At 68.9% G+C, this 17,265-nt stretch carries 13 protein-coding genes and 1 tRNA gene; 1 reads left to right on the forward strand and 13 read right to left on the reverse strand.

Going from position 1 to position 17,265, the window contains the following annotated elements:
• The 9 genes from HMPREF0975_RS16545 to argS all read right to left on the reverse strand — a co-directional run.
• Nucleotides 1-440: Rho termination factor N-terminal domain-containing protein (locus HMPREF0975_RS16545; protein WP_009232440.1), on the reverse strand; the 440-nt coding region annotated here is incomplete at its 3' end.
• 311 nt (nucleotides 441-751) lie between these two features.
• The gene (thrB, locus tag HMPREF0975_RS02005; RefSeq protein ID WP_009232441.1) at nucleotides 752-1,654 is read right to left on the reverse strand and encodes a homoserine kinase; all 903 of its coding nucleotides are present in this window, start codon (nucleotides 1,652-1,654) and stop codon (nucleotides 752-754) included.
• A gap of 1 nt (nucleotide 1,655) precedes the next feature.
• Nucleotides 1,656-2,984 carry a homoserine dehydrogenase gene (locus tag HMPREF0975_RS02010; protein WP_009232442.1) on the reverse strand — a complete coding sequence of 443 codons (1,329 nt, stop codon included), beginning with the start codon at nucleotides 2,982-2,984 and terminating at the stop codon, nucleotides 1,656-1,658.
• A gap of 265 nt (nucleotides 2,985-3,249) precedes the next feature.
• Nucleotides 3,250-3,417 (reverse strand): hypothetical protein, encoded by a 168-nt coding sequence (locus tag HMPREF0975_RS15995; RefSeq protein ID WP_009232443.1) that lies wholly within the window; start codon nucleotides 3,415-3,417, stop codon nucleotides 3,250-3,252.
• 228 nt (nucleotides 3,418-3,645) lie between these two features.
• Nucleotides 3,646-5,496 carry a DUF7926 domain-containing protein gene (locus HMPREF0975_RS02015; RefSeq protein ID WP_009232444.1) on the reverse strand — a complete coding sequence of 617 codons (1,851 nt, stop codon included), beginning with the start codon at nucleotides 5,494-5,496 and terminating at the stop codon, nucleotides 3,646-3,648.
• Nucleotides 5,497-5,847: 351 nt separating this feature from the next.
• A complete protein-coding gene (locus HMPREF0975_RS02020; protein WP_332248269.1) occupies nucleotides 5,848-6,636 on the reverse strand; it encodes a tetratricopeptide repeat protein in 789 nt (262 codons plus the stop codon).
• Nucleotides 6,620-7,819: a tetratricopeptide repeat protein gene (locus HMPREF0975_RS02025; protein WP_009232446.1), complete on the reverse strand. Its 1,200-nt coding sequence runs from the start codon at nucleotides 7,817-7,819 to the stop codon at nucleotides 6,620-6,622. The genes HMPREF0975_RS02020 and HMPREF0975_RS02025 overlap by 17 nt, the downstream gene beginning before the upstream one ends.
• A gap of 101 nt (nucleotides 7,820-7,920) precedes the next feature.
• On the reverse strand, nucleotides 7,921-9,381 hold the full coding sequence (gene lysA / locus HMPREF0975_RS02030; RefSeq protein WP_009232447.1) for a diaminopimelate decarboxylase: 1,461 nt from the start codon (nucleotides 9,379-9,381) through the stop codon (nucleotides 7,921-7,923).
• Between the two features lie 4 nt (nucleotides 9,382-9,385).
• Nucleotides 9,386-11,062, reverse strand: coding sequence for an arginine--tRNA ligase (gene argS, locus HMPREF0975_RS02035; protein WP_049939346.1), 1,677 nt, complete (start codon nucleotides 11,060-11,062; stop codon nucleotides 9,386-9,388).
• 133 nt (nucleotides 11,063-11,195) lie between these two features.
• On the opposite strand from argS, the gene HMPREF0975_RS02040 reads away from it, so the two are divergent.
• A tRNA-Arg gene (locus tag HMPREF0975_RS02040) sits at nucleotides 11,196-11,271 on the forward strand.
• 131 nt (nucleotides 11,272-11,402) lie between these two features.
• Here the strand turns inward: HMPREF0975_RS02040 and HMPREF0975_RS02045 are convergent.
• The 4 genes from HMPREF0975_RS02045 to HMPREF0975_RS02060 all read right to left on the reverse strand — a co-directional run bounded on the left by HMPREF0975_RS02045 (nucleotide 11,403) and on the right by HMPREF0975_RS02060 (nucleotide 17,263).
• Entirely contained in the window at nucleotides 11,403-12,158 is a 756-nt protein-coding gene (locus tag HMPREF0975_RS02045) for a glycerophosphodiester phosphodiesterase (protein WP_009232449.1), read from the reverse strand.
• Nucleotides 12,159-12,170: 12 nt separating this feature from the next.
• Nucleotides 12,171-14,477 carry a M23 family metallopeptidase gene (locus HMPREF0975_RS16000; protein WP_009232450.1) on the reverse strand — a complete coding sequence of 769 codons (2,307 nt, stop codon included), beginning with the start codon at nucleotides 14,475-14,477 and terminating at the stop codon, nucleotides 12,171-12,173.
• Between the two features lie 342 nt (nucleotides 14,478-14,819).
• Entirely contained in the window at nucleotides 14,820-15,923 is a 1,104-nt protein-coding gene (locus HMPREF0975_RS02055) for a hemolysin family protein (protein WP_009232451.1), read from the reverse strand.
• Nucleotides 15,920-17,263 carry a hemolysin family protein gene (locus tag HMPREF0975_RS02060; protein ID WP_009232452.1) on the reverse strand — a complete coding sequence of 448 codons (1,344 nt, stop codon included), beginning with the start codon at nucleotides 17,261-17,263 and terminating at the stop codon, nucleotides 15,920-15,922. Before HMPREF0975_RS02060 ends, HMPREF0975_RS02055 begins: the two co-directional genes overlap by 4 nt.
• Nucleotides 17,264-17,265: the final 2 nt, after the last annotated feature.

Below are 17,265 nucleotides of genomic sequence, written 5' to 3' on the forward strand. Positions count from 1 at the left end.
GAACGCGCGGTGCGTTCGCGCCACCTGCTGCGCGCGGGGCGCTCCTCGTCGTCAGAGTCGGCGGAGGAGCCAGAACGGTCGGGCAGGTCGATGCCCAGGTCGAGCGCCGGCGAAGACTGGCGCTCCTCGGGGGCGCCGGAGGCCGCGGTGGCGCGGCGACGGCGCGAGCGCGCCGGAGCAGTCGCCTCTGCGGGCTCAGAGGAGGATGCGCCGGAGGAGGAATCAGGGATGTCGGTCCCGTCGGCATCGGATGAGTCGGTCGACGCACTCGGGGAATCGGAAGCGGAGGATGAGGAGGCGCGCGCCTGACGGATGGCGGAGACGAGCTCGCTCTTTCGCATACGGGAGATGCCCTTAAGGCCCATGGAGCCTGCGAGCGACTGGAGCTCGGCCAGACGCATAGTGGAAAGTGAGGGCTGGGCGCTGGAGGTCTCGGTCACGAGTGTCCTAACGGTGTGATGACGCTCCGCGGGAGGAGACGTTCAACTGGGGAGACCCCCCGGAATCGTTCACGGGGAAGGCCATGCACTGCCGGTTCCTGCTGGGGCATAAGCCTCAGGTCCGGGGCTGGTGCGGTCAGCGGCGCGGTGCAATCCGCGCGGCCGACGGTGTCAGCATAGCAGCCCGTTCACGCAGTGCCTAACGGAGCAACGCGCAACGTTCCACCGATATTCCAGCTTCTCGCCGTCTATGTTCCGAGACATCACACCGGCGCACGGTCACCACATCTGTCTCCGCGCGAAGGACAGATTCAGGAGGTCAGGACCGCGCCGCGGGTGTCGATGCCGGGGCTGAGCACGCTCCAGCCGTGGTTCTCCAGGGTGAAGCGGGTCTGTTCGGCCAGTGTGGACAGGACGAGCACTGTGGGGCCGGCTCCGGAGATGACCGCCGGGTAGCCCTGCTCGCGCAGGGAGTCCATGACCGCCATGGAGGCCGGAAGGACGCCGCGCCGGTACTCCTGGTGGAGCCGGTCCTCAGTGCCGGCCATGAGCAGGTCGGGGCGCCCGGCGAGCGCGAGCATGAGGACGGCCGCCCGGGAGGTGTTGAACAGGGCGTCCTCGCGCGGAACGGAGACGGGCAGGACCTGGCGGGCCTCCTTGGTGGACAGGCGCGTGGTCGACGGCGGGATGAGCAGGCTCACCCCGAGTGAGGCGTCCACCGGCATGGGCGCCATGCGCGGATGGCCGCCGCGCTCGACCCAGGCGACGGTGGCTCCGCCGAAGACGGCCGGGGCGACATTGTCGGGGTGGCCTTCGAACTCGGTGGCCAGGGAGAAGATCCGGTCGTTGTCGAGGGCCTCGGGCTCGGAAATGAGACCGCGCGCCAGCATGAGCCCGGCCACCGCGGCGCTGGCGGAGGAACCCATGCCTCCACCGTGGGGGATCCGGTTGAGGCAGCGCATCTCGAAACCGGCCTGCGGGGCGCCGACGGCATCCAGGCCGGCTCGCAGCGCCCGCACGACGAGGTTGTCGTCGTCGGTGGGCACCGTCTCGGCTCCGACACCCTCGACGATGACGCGGGTGACGCCGGTGATCGGGCGCACCCAGACCTCGTCGTAGTAGCGGAAGGCCATGCCGAAGGAGTCGAAGCCCGGCCCCATGTTCGCCGTCGTGGCCGGGACGCGGACGGCGGCGCGCTCGTAGACGATCCGCATGTCACTCGCCCTCGACGCGTTGGATGGAGACGATTTCGGCGACCCGGTCCGAGTCCCGCAGCCCCTCGACGGCGGCGTCGAGATGGAAGACGGGAGCGGGGTGGGTCACGAAGGTGACGACGGCCTGGTCGTCGCTGCCGTCGGTGGTGACGTAGGCGCTCTGACGCACCGAGTTGATGGAGACCCCGTTCTCGGCGAAGACGGAGGCCATGGCGGCCAGGGAGCCGACGGCGTCGTCTGAGCGCAGCTGGATCTGGTAGCGGGTGACGGCGGCCTCGGGGCCGAGGACCGGCAGGCTCGCGTAGGAGGACTCGCGGGGGGCCTGACCACCGTGGACCCGGTGGGCGGCGGCGGCGACGACGTCGGACAGGACGGCTGAGGCGGTCGGGGCTCCCCCGGCGCCCTGTCCGTAGAACATGAGGCGCCCGGCGCTCTCGGCCTCGACCAGGACGGCGTTGTAGGCGCCGCGGACGCTGGCCAGCGGGTGGTCGTTGGGCACGAGGGCGGGGTGGACGCGCACGGAGATGCCGTGGGCGTGCTTGTCGTCGCGGCGCTGGGCGATGGCGAGCAGCTTGAGCTCGCAGCCCGAAGCGTGGGCCTCGCGGATGTCATCGGCAGTGATCGCGCGGATGCCCTCGACGGAGACGTCGTCGAGGCCCACGCGGGTGTGGAAGGCGAGTGAGGCGATGATGGCGGCCTTGGCGGCCGCGTCCAGGCCGTCGACATCGGCGGTAGGGTCGGCCTCGGCGTAACCGAGCTCCTGGGCGGTGGCCAGGGCGGTCTCGAAGGACAGGCCCTTGGTGCTCATCTCGTCGAGGATGTAGTTGGTGGTGCCGTTGACGATGCCGAGCACGCTGGTGACGCGGTCCCCGGCCATCGACTCGCGCAGCGCATAGACGACGGGAATGGCGCCCGCGACGGCGGCCTCGTAGTAGAAATCGGTACCGGCAGCGGCCGCGGCCGCGTAGAGCTCGGGACCGTGGGCGGCGATGAGGGCTTTGTTGCCGGTGATGACGCTGGCCCCGGCCTTGAATGCGGCCAGGATGAGGGTCCGGGCAGGCTCGATGCCGCCGATGAGCTCGATGACCAGATCGTTGCCGGTGGCGACGGCGGTGGCGTCGTCAGTGAGGAGGTTCCGGGGCACCGAGGCGTCTCGTGGAGCGTCGACGTCGCGCACGGCCACTCCCGTGATCTCCAGGCGAGCACCGGAGCGGGCAGCGAAGTCGTCGGCCTGTTCGGTGAGCAGGCGGATCACCTGGCTGCCGACGGTCCCGGCGCCGAGAACGCCGACGGTGAGGGTGCGCTGGGCGGGTGAGAGCTCCTGAGCCACGAGATGGACCACCTTGCTGTGTAGCGTGCCTTCCGCGGGCACTTCGACTGCGTGAAGCGATGGGGCCGGATACGGCAGGAGCCTGTGACCTGCTGCCCGCGTGCGCCGACCGTCGCTGCGGGCCAGCATAAGGGCCATCGGCCCAGGAGCGCTTGCCCGTCGATGTACGGACACGCGACGAACCCGTCACGCCCCGCTCGCGAAGAGCCGGTCTTCCAAGGACCGATCTCACCGAGGTAGTGCGTCTACCAGGCGGCGAGGGCCCTCAGCGGCGCCAGAGGAGCTGCTTGAGCAGCCGACCGATCACCCGCCCCAGGCCCATGGACATCGGGACCGGCACGTCGTCGAAGCTCCCCCAGGCCGGGGGCGGCTGCTCCAGGGAGGAGACGAAGGAGGTCAGTGAGGACGGAGAAGAGGATGTCGCTGCGCTCATGACTCCAGGCTAGAAAGGGAGACGAGGCCACCGAGACCCCCGGGAGAATGATTGATGGTGAGGGAGGCTCCTCCCTAGGGTTGAGTCGCCCTCATGCCCAGGGACCGTCCCGGGCCCGGGAGCGCCCGGGATGCAGACGGAACACCAGTGGCCCCGCCCCGGTTGAACCGGGGCGGGGCCACTGGGATCTCCTGATGAACTTCAGGCTCGAGAAACGGTCACCCGCGTTCAGGAGGCGTTGCGGCGGCGAGCCACCAGCAGAGCGCCGCCACCCACGCCGGCACCGGCGAGGAGCAGGAGCGCAACGGCGTTAGCACCGGTGCGAGCCAGCGGCGGGGTGCTGGTCGGCGTCCTCGGGGTGGAGGTGGGCGGAACCGGAGCGCCCGGGGTGGTGGTCGGCGGGACCGCGGGCGGAGCCGTGGTGGTCGGCGGAGCCGTGGTCGCCGGAGGCGTGGTGGCCGGCGGGACCGTGGTGGTCGGCGGAGCCGTGGTCGCCGGAGGCGTGGTGGCCGGCGGGACCGTGGTGGTCGGCGGAGCCGTGGTCGTGGGCGGAGCCGTAGTCGTGGTCGTCGTGTTGGTCAGAGAGACCTTGACGAGCTCCTGGTCGCGGATGGTGAAGGTGTTGGTGTTCTGACCGTCCACGGTGAAGACCGGCTCGCCCCAGCTGTAGCCAGAGGCTGCGGGCTGGGCCTTGGAGATGTCCTCGCTCAGCGTGATCTTGGTGCCCACGGGGAAGGTCCCCTCGAAGGTGACCGGTGCACCGGGCTTGACGGTGACGGAGGAGGTACCGGTGCGGCCCTCGCCAGAGGGCTTCTGGCCCTCGGGGGCCTTCCAGTTCGGGTAGGAACTGGCGGCGGCCGGCAGCTCGTAGGCGACGTCGACGACGAAGGAGGAGTCTGCAGCCTGAGCGGCGCCGTCGCCCTGAACGACCTTGGTCACGTCGAAGGTGCCGAAGCCGGGCTCCATCTGGACCGAGATGTCGAAGTACTGGACGTAGGACTGCTGCTGAGTGCTGATCAGGTCCGTGCCGTTGAGGTTGATGCTGTTCTCGTAGACGGTGCCCCGGGTTGCGGTGACGGCGTTGCCGTTGGCGTCCACGAAGGAGACCGGGTACTCCAGGGTGAAGTTGGTGCTGTTCTGGAATGGACCGGTCACCTCGTAGGTGGCGACGCGGCCGTCCGCGGAGTAGGAGGCCTTGACGTCGAAGTCACCGTACTGGGTGGTGGAGTCCTGGCCGGCGGCGTTGGTCAGCGGGATGGACTTGCCGTCCGCGGGACGCAGGTAGAGCACCGTACGAGAGGCGTCGGCCTGGTTGAAGCTCATGCCACCACCGAGGGTGTCGGTGAAGACGATGGTCTGGCGGGAACCGTCGAAGGTCTTACCGAGCTTGCCACCAGTGGTCTGGTTGGTCCCGAAGTTCACACCCCAGGTCAGCTCCTTGTAGTTGTTGTAGAAGGTGGAGGCCCACTTGGTGAGCTCCCAGTCGCTCTCTTCAGGACCACCGATGCCGCCACCACCGGGCAGAATGACAGGGGTTGTGACGCCGTTGGCGGTGAGGTCAACGGTCTGCGAGTCGGTGGTCTTAACGACCGACACCAGGGCAGAGCCGCTGCCCTTGAAGTTGTGGAAGCCGGCGGCCTTCAGCTCATCGACCTTGGAGTTGAAGGTGCAGGTGACGTCCCTGACGGTGAGGGTGCAGGTGCCGACCTCAACGTCCTTGCCGCCGTACTCGACGGTCATCGGGTGGGTGGCGTTGTTCTGCAGGTTGCTGAAGTACTCGCCCAGACCAATGGTGAAGGAGTCGCCCGACTTGAGGTTGGCGTCGACGCCGTTCCAGTCGAAGCTCAGGCGAGCGAGGTCGTAGTAGTTGAGCTTCCCGTCCTGCTCAACGTTGTTGCCGTCCACACGTGTCAGAGACAGGTTGGAAACGTTGACGCTCTTGTTCTCGTCGGCGCTCGCCTGGGGCGAGAGCTGAGACAAGATCGCGACGAGGAAGAGAGCAAGGATGGCGACGAGTCCCCTCACCGCCCCCCGTGAGAGGGCCGGCCGAGAGGTGGCGCCCGTGGACAATGTGTTCATGGGATCTCCGGATTCCTGGCATAGATAACAAGGTCTGCCTCGTGAACCATCACAGGACGCCCTCACTACCCGCTCAGGAGGCGGGAAGGCTGCCCGTGACGACCAAGGCCACTGTGTCACAAACCGACTGTTTGGGAATAGCGAACAAACAAAACACGCACGAGGTCACAATCTCAACACAACTGTGATCTAGATTTCAGACAACTCGAGCCGCTACTATTTGTAGGTATCATACAAGACTCATGTGCTGCGCCTGTGCGTGCACTGTGCCTTCCCTATCAGACGGATCGCGTTGTGGTTGTTCCATCTTCCGAACAGGTGGTCCTCAGCTTTACTGAGACACGGTTCCGCTCAGAGTTCTCCCAGGTCAGCGCGCTTCTGACTCAGGCGCCTAAGGTGCTCCTCAGAGGTTGACACGTCTTGCTGAGCTTGCGGGGTTCCCAGCATTTTCTCCAGCATCCGCCGGATCTGCAGCGACTGCTGGTAGGCAACCTGCGCTGTATCCCACTCATCCTGCGCCTCCGACACTTGTCCCATGTTCTCCAGGGCGAGCGACAGATCGCCGAGAGCCTCCGGCGTCTCCAGCATCTCTTCCAGCTCCAGCCTTATCTCCAACGATTCTCGGAAGGCAGATTCAGCCGCCGCCTTATCTCCGCGAGTAAGAAGCGCCCATCCCACGTTGTCCAGGGAGACTGACAGGTCACGACGCGCTCTCGGCGTCCCCTGCATCTCCTCCAGCTCCCGTGCCAGAGCCAGTGACTCCTGATAGGCGGCCTCAGCCGCATCCCAGTCACCACGAGTCTCAGCCACCCGCCCGACATTGTTCAAGGAGACCGACAAATCACGATAAGTCTCCGGAGTCCCGAGTTCCTCCCTCAAATACCGCCTGATCGTCAACGACTCCTGATAAGCATCGTCCGCAGAGGCCAAGTCGTTGCGACTCAGAGCTACACGACCAACGTTGTCCAGGGAGACTGACAGGTTACGACGCGCTCTCGGCGTCCCCAACACCTCCTCCAGCTCCCGTGCCAGAGCCAGTGACTCCTGGTAAGCCGCCTCAGCCGCATCCCAGTCACCACGAGCCTGAGCCACCCGCCCGGCACCGTCCAGAGAGCGCGACAGGTTACGATAACTCTGTATTGTCCCCTCGCAAACCGTCTAGCTCCCGTGCCAGCCTCAGTGACTCCTGGTAGGCCGCCTCAGCCGTGTCCCAGTCACCACGTACTTCAGCCACCCAACCGACACTTGCCAAGGAGCACGATAGGTCACAACGGGCCTCCGGCGTCCCCAGCAACTTCTCCAGCTCCTGCATCAGAGCCAGAGACTCCTGGTAGGCAGTCTCGGCCTTATCCCAGTCGCCACGTGCTTCAGCCACCCGGCCAATACTCTCCAGAGTGAGCGACAGCTCGCGGCGTGTTTGCGGAGTCCCTAGTAGTTCCTCCAGCTCCCGTGCCAGCCTCAGTGTCTCCTGGTAGGCAGTCTCGGCCTTGTCCCAGTCGCCACGTGCTTCAGCCACCCGGCCGATATTGTCCAAGGAAACCGACAGATCGCGGCGAGCTTTTGGCGTCCCCAGCTCCTTCTCCAAACCTTGCCTGATCTCCAGTGACTCCTGGTAGGCCGCCTCGGCTTTGGTCCAGTCTCCAAAGGTTTCTCCTACTCGGCCCATCTTGTTCAAGGCGACCGAAACGTCCCGACGAGCCTGCGGAGTCCCCTGCAACTCCACCAGCTCTCGCGTCAGCTCCAGGAACTCCTGGTATGCCGCTGAGGCCGCGTCCCAGTCACCACGCATTTCGGCTGCCCACCCGAGGTTCTGCAGAGAAACCGAAAGATCTCGACGCGCCTCCAGCTCCCCCTCTGACTCCCGCACCAGGTCCACAGGCTCCTCGGCACCGGAACCAATAACGCACGTCAGAGACCGAATGGACCATAGGTCCGCAGCTTCACGGGAAGCTTCACCGAACAATGCGATTGGTCCGCAAATGATGAGGCATCCGCTCTCTGAGCGGGCGAGGTGCACCTGCATCTCGTTGAGTGCGCGCAGGACCTTGTGGCGCACCTGATCATCCCACAGGTCGAGGAAGAAAACACCGGGGACAGGAAGATAGCGACTCAACCACGAGGTCAGAAGCTGTCCCGCTTCCGGCTCCGTCCAGGACCTGCGAGCCCGCCGGCACCACAGCTCGACGCGCTCCTTGAGACTCTGGGTCTGGGCCCGAGTCTGGGCCGCAAACATCACGACGGTGGGCTCGTTTCTGGTCCGCTCCAGGTGACGACGCAGATCAGCCCACGCTCGGTCATTACTTACCGGTGAGAAGGCATTCATGCAGGGAATGCTAGCCCCGGCCGAGGAACCTCTCCAGAAGAAACGAAGCAGCTCACCGCTTCTTTGCTGCAGCAGAGCGCGCAGCCAAGCACTTAGAGGGCTCAGCCCTCCAGGCGCAGGAGATCCTCGATGGTCTCGGGGCGCAGGATCCAGCCCGACTCGCCCTCGCGCACCCAGCGCACGCCGGGGCGGGTGAAGAGGTTGTAGTTGGAGGCCATGGAGCGCCCATAAGCCCCGGTGGCGGGCACGGCCAGCACGTCGCCGACGGCCAGGTCGGCGGGTAGATCCACGTCACGCACGACGACGTCGCCGGACTCGCAGTGCTTGCCCACCACTCGGCTGCGCACCAGCCCGGCCTGCGGGTCGGGACGGCGGTTGGCGACGAGGGCTGTGTACGCGGCCTCGTAGAGGGCGGGGCGGATGTTGTCGCTCATGCCGCCGTCGATGCTGACGTAGAGGCGCGAGGTCCCCTCCCCCAGCTCGACGCGTTTGAGGCCGGTGACGGTGTAGAGAGTGACTGTCGTCGGGCCGGCGACCGCGCGGCCGGGCTCGATGGAGACGGCGGGGACCTCGTCGCCGAGGCGCTCGCAGGTCTCGCGCACAGCCTCGGCCAGAGTGCGGGCGACCTGCGCCGGCGAGGGCGCCACGGGGTCGGACCCGGTGTAGGCGATGCCGTAGCCGCCGCCCAGGTCGACCTCCGGGCACAGGTGCCCGGTGTCGACGGCGATCTCGTGGCGCAGGCCCAGGACGATGCTGACGGCCTCCCGGAAGCCGGCCAGGTCCAGGATCTGGGAGCCGATGTGTGAGTGCAGGCCGGCCAGCTCAAGCTCGGGGGCGGCGATGATCGCGTCGATGGCCTGACGGGCGGTACCGGCGTGGACGGAGAGGCCGAACTTCTGGTCCTCGTGGCCGGTGGAGATGTGCTCGTGGCCCCCGGCGTGCACACCAGTGGTCAGGCGCACCATGACCTTGCCGATCTCCTCGGGCCCGTAGACGCCGCTGGCGCGCAAGTCGCGTACGGCGCGGACGGTGAGGTCGACCTCCTCGAGGGAGTCGAGGACGAGGTGGCCCACGTGGTGGGTGAGGGCAACGGCGATCTCGGCCTGCGTCTTGCCGTTGCCGTGCAGACCCAGGCGGCGGGCGCGGGTCGTGGCCTCGGGGCCGTCGACCTTCTCCAGACCGGACAGCCCCACAGCCAGCTCGACGCGGGAGGCGGTGTCGATACCCATTCCCTCCTCGAGGACGATGCGCGCGACCTGAGTGGTCAGGAAGGCCTTTCCGGCGTAGAAGGCCTCGCCGCCGCGCATGCCGTATCCAGGCCAGAACTCCTCGGCCATGGCGGCGCTCCAGGAGGCGGCGCGGCCGCGCAGGTCGGCCTCGTCCAGGACGAAGACGGGGCTGGGGGCATCGGCGAGGATCTCGGAGACCGTCAGCCCGCCCAGGGCGAGCTCTCCGTCGGGCGTGCGCCGCGCCGTCGTGGGCCACAGGTCGGGACGGTCCTCGGGCTCGGGGCAGGCCAGCGCCCCCAGGGGCGGCTCACCGGCGGAAACCTGGTGCGTCACGGTCTCACATCCTCTCGGGAGCGGTAACGCCCAGCAGACCGAGCCCGTTGGCGAGGACCTGCCCGACGGCGTCGTTGAGCCACAGACGGGCTACGTGGCCAGAGTTGACGGCGTCGTCCCCACGGGGGGTGACGCGGGTGGCGCCGTACCAGGCGTGGTAGGCAGCGGCCAGCTGCTCGAGGTAGCGGGCCACGCGGTGCTGCTCGCGCAACTGCGCGGCCTGGGCGACAATCGCCGGGAACTGGGCGAGCACGCCGAGCAGTGCGGAGTCGGCCGGGTCGTCCAGTGCCGCCGGGAGGAAGCCGGCCGAGCGGGACACGCCGTGCTCCGCGGCGTTGCGGGCCACGTTGCGCGTGCGGGCATGAGCGTACTGGACGTAGTACACCGGGTTCTCGCTCGAGGAGGAGGCCAGCAGGTCCAGGTCGATATCGATGGCGGAGTCCATGGACGAGCGGGCCAGGGCGTAGCGGGCGGCGTCCACGCCGACGGCGTCAACGAGGTCGCCGAGTGTCACGATGGTGCCGGCGCGCTTGGACATGCGCACGGGCTGCCCATCCTTGACAAGGTTGACGAACTGGCCGATGACGATCTGCATATTGACACCGGGCTCGTCGCCGAAGGCCGCGCACATGGCCATCATCCGGCCGATGTAGCCGTGATGGTCGGCGCCGAACAGGAAGATGGCGCAGTCGGTGCCGCGCTCGCGCTTGTCCAGGTAGTAGGCGAGGTCGGCGGCGAAGTAGGAGGTGTTTCCGTCGGACTTGATGAGGACGCGGTCCTTGTCGTCGCCAAAGTCGGTGGTGCGCAGCCAGGTGGCGCCGTCGCGCTCCTCGATGACGCCGCGCTCGCGCAGGCGGGCGATGGCGCGCTCGACGGCGCCGGAGGTGTGCAGGGAGTCCTCGTGGAAGAAGACGTCGAAGTCGGAGCGGAAGGCGTGGAGCTCGGCCTTGACGGCGGCGAACATGAGGTCGACGCCGCGGGCGCGGAAGACCTCGGCGGCCTCGGCGTCGGGCAGGGTGGTCGGGTCGGGGCGGCCGGCGGCAAGCTCGTCAGCAATCACCTGCTGGGTGATCTCGCCGATGTAGGCGCCGCCGTAGCCGTTCTCGGGGGTCTCCTGGCCGCGGGCGGAGGCCAGCAGGGACTGGGCGAAGTGGTCGATCTGGGTGCCGTGGTCGTTGAAGTAGTACTCGCGGGTGATTGTGGCGCCGCAGGCCGCCAGGATCCGGGCCAGGGAGTCGCCGACGGCGGCCCAGCGGGCGCCGCCCAGGTGCACCGGGCCGGTGGGGTTGGCGGAGACGTACTCGAGATTGATGTGCTGGCCGCTCAGGGAGTCGTTGCGCCCGTAGGCCTCGCCGGCCTCGACGATGGAGCGGGCGAGCTCACCGGCGCTGGCGGCGTCGAGACGGATGTTGAGGAAGCCGGGGCCGGCGACCTCCACGGAGGCGACGCCGTCGAGGGCCTCAAGACGCGGGACGAGGAGCTCGGCGAGGTCGCGCGGCTTGGTGCCGGCCTTCTTGGCCAGCTGCATGGCGACGTTGGTGGACCAGTCGCCGTGGTCACGGTTGCGGGGGCGCTCGACGCGGGGCTCGGGGATCTCTGCGGCGGGCAGGGCAAGGGAGCCCTCGGCGGAGGCCTCCTCCAGGATGGTGCGGATGGCTGCGGCAAGCTCTTCTGGAGTCACGCATGTCAGCGTACCGTCATCGACCACGCCGGGCCGCAAGGGATGTCGATGATCACGGGGCTTCGTGGGACATGTCGCATGTCTCCCGCCGGTTTCGCTCCCGGGGCGGGACGCTGGTACAGTCACCCCTCGGGCCCCGGTAGCTCAGTGGATAGAGCGTCTGCCTCCGGAGCAGAAGGTCGCAGGTTCGAATCCTGTCCGGGGCGCCACCTCCGAGCCCTCGTCGCCACCCGCGACGGGGGCTCGCTCGTGCGTATTGCGGCACAGATCCCTCGGCCGAGGCGGGGGCGAAGCGGTTTCCACTAGGCCGTCCGCCAGATCCGGGCTCTTGACGGACTCTTCAGCTGAGGGTCTGGAGGGCGAGGGTGGGGACGTCGGTCATGATGGCGTCGACGTTGAGGTCGACCATCCGGCGCATCCGCTCGGGCTCGTCCACCGTCCACACGTGGACCTCCAGGTCGGCGGTGTGCGCGGAGGCGACGAAGCGTCGGGTGACCACGGGGACGCCGCGGTAGCTCTCGGGGACCTGGACGGCGTCGGCCCTCCCGCGAGTCCAGCCCCAGCGGGTCTGCGGCAGCGGGACGGCGGCCTCACTACGCAGCATGAGTCCGAGGACGTCGCTGACGCCCAGCGAGGTCATCGCCCGGGGCTCCTGGCGGCGCAGGACGGCCAGCCGCCGAGCGGAGAAGGAGGCGAAGCGGACCCGGTCGAGGGCCTCGGCGTCGCGCACCGTCTGCAGGGCAGCCTGGACGACGCTGGAGTCCTTGAGGTCGACGTTGAACCTCATCGTCGGGTGGGCGTGCAGGGCGTCGTCGAGCCGGACGAAGCCGCGCCCGTCACCGGAGTCGAGGTCGGCCAGCTCGGCCCACATGACCTCCCCGACGGTGCGGGGGTCACCGGCGGTGCGACGCAGGTCCTCATCGTGGCTGAGCACGACGATGCCGTCGGCCGTCAGCCGCAGGTCGGTCTCCATCCACTCCAGCCCGAGCGCGGCCACGTGCTCGACGGCGCTCCAGGTGTTCTCAGGAACCTCGCGCCCGCCGCCGCGGTGGGCGATGACGGCAGGACGTCGTGTTCGTGACGCGACAGGCGGCACAGTGGGTCTCCCTCAGCTGCAGTTGGTGGTGAGCTCGACGGCGCCGTGCTCCTTGAGCCAGCCCCACGGCTCCACGGTGGACTCGTCGGCGGTGTCATCCTTGGTGCGCACCTCGAAGTGCAGGTGTGCACCGGAGGACCGGCCGGTGTTACCCACACCGGCGATCATCTGGCCGGCTGTGACGGTGTCGCCCGTCTTGACGTAGATGCCGTCCTCGTACATGTGGAGGTAGCTGGTGTACCAGACCTGACCATCGATCTCGTGCTTGATGGTGACGGTTCCGGTGCCGTCCACCATGCCGGCGGTGGTGACGGTGCCGGCAGCGGCGGCGTAGATCGGGGTGCCCACGGGAGCGGCCATGTCCTGACCGGCGTGGAGCTTCGGGACGCCGAGGGTGGGGTGGGTGCGGTAGCCGTACTCCGAGGAGATCGTGTAGGTGTCCGGGAGCATCGGGTAGAACAGCTGCGGCTTGGAGCTGAAGGCGCTGGTGTCGCCCGAGGCGCCGGTCGCCGAGGAGCAGGTCTTGGCCGCGTTCTGGAAGGCCTCGCGGATCCTGGCCCTGGTGGCGGCGTCGGGGACGTTGGAGAGCTGAGAGTCGGAGCTCTCCTCCAGGTCGTCGTCTCTGCCGAGCACGGCACTGGCCACAGACGACGACTTCGCCCCTCCGGCGGCCGGGCTCTGCGCGGCGCCACCGGCGTGCATCTTCATCGCGGCCGAGGCCAGCGGGGTGTTGTCGAGGTGGCTGGACAGCGGGGCGAGGACCGTGGCCACGGCCAGGGCAGACAGCACGGCGGTGCGTCCCAGGATCCCGGTTCCCGTACGGCGTCTGGCGGGGCGCGCGGGGGCGGGGCCGGTCGAGGAGTCGCGGTGGCTATCCGGTTTGGAGGCCGCGGAGATCCTGGCCGACGACGCCGAGGAGGCGGACTCATCCGACGCCGTCTTCTTGGTCTCACGGCTCGTTCTGGCGCCCTGGGCGGTCTTGGCGGCGCGGATGGCGGCCTCGTCGGCGAGCGGCACCCCGGCTTTGCGGGCGGCCATGAGCTTGCGGACCTCGGGGACCTCGACGGTCTCGGCCCCGCGGAAGTCCGTGATCCTGCGCGAGAAGCGGATCTCGTGGGGGGTGTCGGGAACCGACGGCGCCGCGGGAGCCGGCTCGACGGTCACCTCGGGTGCGGCCTGCGGCGTCGGAAGGGAGACGGAGTCCTCCGGAACATTGAAGGAGGCGGTGTGGTGGGTGGTGGAGGCGACGACGGGTTTGGCGGAGGCGCTGGCGGGCGTGGCCGCCGAGGCACGTCTCCTGCAACGGCTCTCCGGCCGGGCGGAGGCTCCGGGGACCGCGGCGGAATCCGATCCGGTCGGAACGGCGCGGCTGCGGGACTGCGCCGCACCGGGCGAGGCCGGGGCTGTGTCGCCTGCGGCCCACCACGCCGTGTTGGCAGCGGGTTGAGCGGCTGCCGGCTTCAGATTGGAGGTGGACTCGGCCAGAGAAGCGGCAACCAGCGGCGACAGGGCCGAGGGCGCCGAGGGAGTCGATGACGCAGGCGAGACGGCGGACTGCTCGGCTGCGTGCGAGCGGCGACGGCTGCGCCGGCTCTCCGGCCGGGCCTCGGACTGATGATGGGGCTGGGACTGCGGCACGTTCGCAACGGCGGGGTTCTCACGCGTCTGCTGAGGGTCCTCGGCGATCTGAGCGGCGCGCAGGTCCTTGCGGGATCGCCGAGTGGGATGCGCCTGCCCCGGCGCCTGCGGAGAAGAAGCGGAAGAGACCGAGGGCCCTGCCGGGGAGGGCTGCGCAGTTCCCGCCGCAGGGGCCACCGCGGGTGCCGAGGGAGCGGTCGGGGCGGAGACTGCGGGATGTGGGCGCATGGGCTCCCGCACGGGCTGCTCAGGCTGCTCAACGGCTCCCTGATGCCGGCGGGCCATGCGGCTCATCGGGACGACCGGCTGCCGTCCCGTCTGCTCGATCGGAGCCGAGTGCGCCGAGGCGGGGGCTGCGTGCGCCCCTGATCGCGTGGCCGGTACTGCGGCCGGAGGAGTCGCATGGGCCGCGGGCCGCTGCGGGTGGTTCTGCTTCTGGGGAGCGAGCGGGACGTCGGGGAGAGCGGAGGTGGTACGAACGGCGCCGCCCTGGGACTGGTGGGAGTGGCGAGCGTGGATCTCGCGGCGGGAGCGGCGAGTGGGGCTGGCGGCGTGAGTGGTGTGCGTTGTCGGCGTCTCCGGCGAGGAGCCGCCGGCCTCCGCCTCAGCGAGCTGGCGAGCGGCTTCGGCGGCACGTTCCGCCTCGCGACGCTGGCGTCGACTCATGGGCTGCGGGGTCACGCGGGAAGCCTCCAGGTGGCTGGTTTCATGGGGGAGTCGTCGCTGCCGGTGACCCGGCGGTGACGGCATGCTGGCTGCCAGGGCGACAGTCTCGTGTTGTGCTCGGTTAAAACAGTAGCGTTCTCCTGTGGGTCTCGCCAGGAGAACCAGCACACCTTTGTGTGACCTGCATTTCTTCAACAAATCGTGAAGCGGCGTATACGGCACCGTTCCATGAACAGAAACACGTGTCATACGAACGAATCGGCACAGAGGCGCCGTTCCCGGCCCCGCGGTCGACTCTCAACGCTCGACGCGGCACGAATTGTGGGTATCCACTGGTCACCGCCGTTAGATCACGATTTAATCACGGCGCTGGTGCTCCTCGCGCTGCATGGCGTCGTTGACCTCGCCGACGAGCTCTTCGAGGATGTCCTCCAGGAAGAGAACGCCGACGAATCGGCCCTGCGCATTGCGCACGTGCCCGAGGTGAGCCCCCGAGCGCTGCATGGCGGCAAGGGCGTCCTCGACCTCGTCGTCGTAGCCGACGGGTACGAGTGCGCGGGTGCGCCAGGCGGGGACCGGCTCGGCGCGGTCCGCGCCGTCGGCGTAGAGAACATCCTTGAGGTGGAGGTAGCCGGTGATGACGGAGGGCTCTGCCCCGTCGGCTGCTGCATCAGACGTCGAGTCAGCGGCGTCCCGCCCGGCCACGAGCGGGAAGCGGGAGAAGCCGGTGGAGGCCACGGCCCGCTCCACGTCCTCCGGGGTGCAGTTCTGGGGCAGGGTGACGAGCTCGCTCAAGGGCACCATGACGCTGCCGGCGGTCTCCTCGGAGAACTCCAGGGCGCCACTGAGCAGGCCGGTGGAGTCCTCCAGGACGCCCTCGGCGGTGGAGCGCTCGACGATGGAGGCGACCTCCTCGGCGTTGAAGGTAGCGGAGATCTCCTCCTTAGCCTCGATGCCCAGAACTTTCAGGGCTCCGTTGGCGAAGCCGTTGAGTCCGTTGACCACGGGGCTGAAGACGCGCGAACACCACACCAGGGGCGGGGCGAGCCAGCGCACGGCCTTCTCCGGGGAGGAGATGGAGATGTTCTTGGGCACCATTTCACCGGCGACGACGTGCAGGCCCACGACGATGACCAGGGCGATGACGACGGCAACGGCGTGGGAGCCGGCGCGCCCGACACCGACGGCGGCGAGCAGGGGCGCGAGGGCGTGGGCGATGGCCGGTTCGGCGACCGCGCCCAGGCCCGTGGAGCACAGGGTGACGCCGAGCTGGGCGGTGGCCAGCATGCGCGAGACGTTCTGGAGGGCCCACAGGGCGGTGGCGGCGCGGGCGTCGCCGGTCTCGGCCAATGGTTCGAGCTGGCTGCGGCGCGAGGAGGTGACGGCGAACTCGGCGCCGACGAAGAAGGCGTTGCCTGCCAGGAGGATAACGGTCACCACCAGGGCCAGGGGCGTGCTCATCGGTACTCCCCCTCAGTTCCCTTGGTCCCCGGGGCGGCTTCGGGGTCCTTGGGACGCACGTGGAGGCGGGTAATACGACGCCCGTCCATGGCGTCGACGGTCAGGGACGCATGAGTCAGCTCGACGACGTCGCCGACGACGGGGATGCGGCCGAGCTCGGTCATGACCAGGCCGCCGAGGGTCTCATAGGGGCCGTCGTCGGGCACCTGGATAGCGGCGCGGGTGGCGAGCTCGTCGGGGCGCATCCAGCCCGGGACGACCCAGTGACCCGAGGGGTCGAGGTGGGCGCCGGCGCGGCGGCGGTCGTGCTCGTCGGCGACGTCTCCGACGACCTCTTCGACGGCGTCTTCGAGGGTGACGACGCCGGCGGTGCCGCCGTACTCGTCGACGACGAGCGCCATCTGGGAGCCCTGGGCGCGCAGCTCGACGAGCAGGTCGGCCAGTGGCATGGTCTCGGGGACTCGGGGCGCGGGCGTCATGAGGGAGGTGGAGGCCACCGGCACATCGGCGCGCCGCTCGTAGGGGACGCCGATGGCGCGGCGCAGGTGGACGATGCCCATGACGTCGTCGACGTCGCGGCCGATGACGGGGAAGCGGGAGTGGCCGGTGGCGCGGGCCAGGCGCACGACGTCCTCGGCGGAGTCGTCGGCCTCGAGGGTGTGGAGGCGGCCGCGGTCGGTCATGACGTCGACGGCGGTGAGCGCCCCCAGGCCGATGGAGCGGGTGAGCAGGGTGGCGGTGGAGGCGTCGAGGGTGCCCTCCTCAGCGCTGTGGCGCACGAGGGAGGCGAGCTCGCCGGCGCTGCGGGCGCCGCTGAGTTCCTCGGCGGGCTCGATGCCCATGGCGTGCAGTACGGCGTTGGCCGCGTTGTTGAGCACGAGGATGAGGGGCTTGAGCAGGGTGGTGAAGCCCATGAGGAAGGGGGCCACGAGGCCGGCGGCGCGCATGGGGTCGGCCAGGGTGGCGTTCTTGGGGATGAGCTCGCCCATGACCATGGAGAAGGCGTTGACGACGATGAGCGCGATGATGACCGCGGCGCCGGTGGCCACGGAGACGGCCATCCAGTGGCTCATGAGGTCGGTGAGGAGGTTCGCCAGGGCGGCCTGCATGGTGTAGCCCAGGAGCACCGTGGTCAGGGTGATGCCGACCTGGGCACCGGACAGGAGGGTGGACAGCCGGCCCAGGGCGCGCCGGACGGTGGTGGCGCGCTTATCCCCGGTGGCGGCGCGGGTCTCGACGGTGGAGGGGTCGAGGGCGACCAGGGAGAACTCGCCGGCCACGAACAGGGCGGTGCCCACGGTGAGGACCACGCCGACGGCGATCATGAGCCAGTCGGTCATGC

The sequence above is a fragment of the Actinomyces sp. oral taxon 849 str. F0330 genome (genome assembly GCF_000239715.1).
GTDB classification, from domain to species: domain Bacteria; phylum Actinomycetota; class Actinomycetes; order Actinomycetales; family Actinomycetaceae; genus Actinomyces; species Actinomyces johnsonii.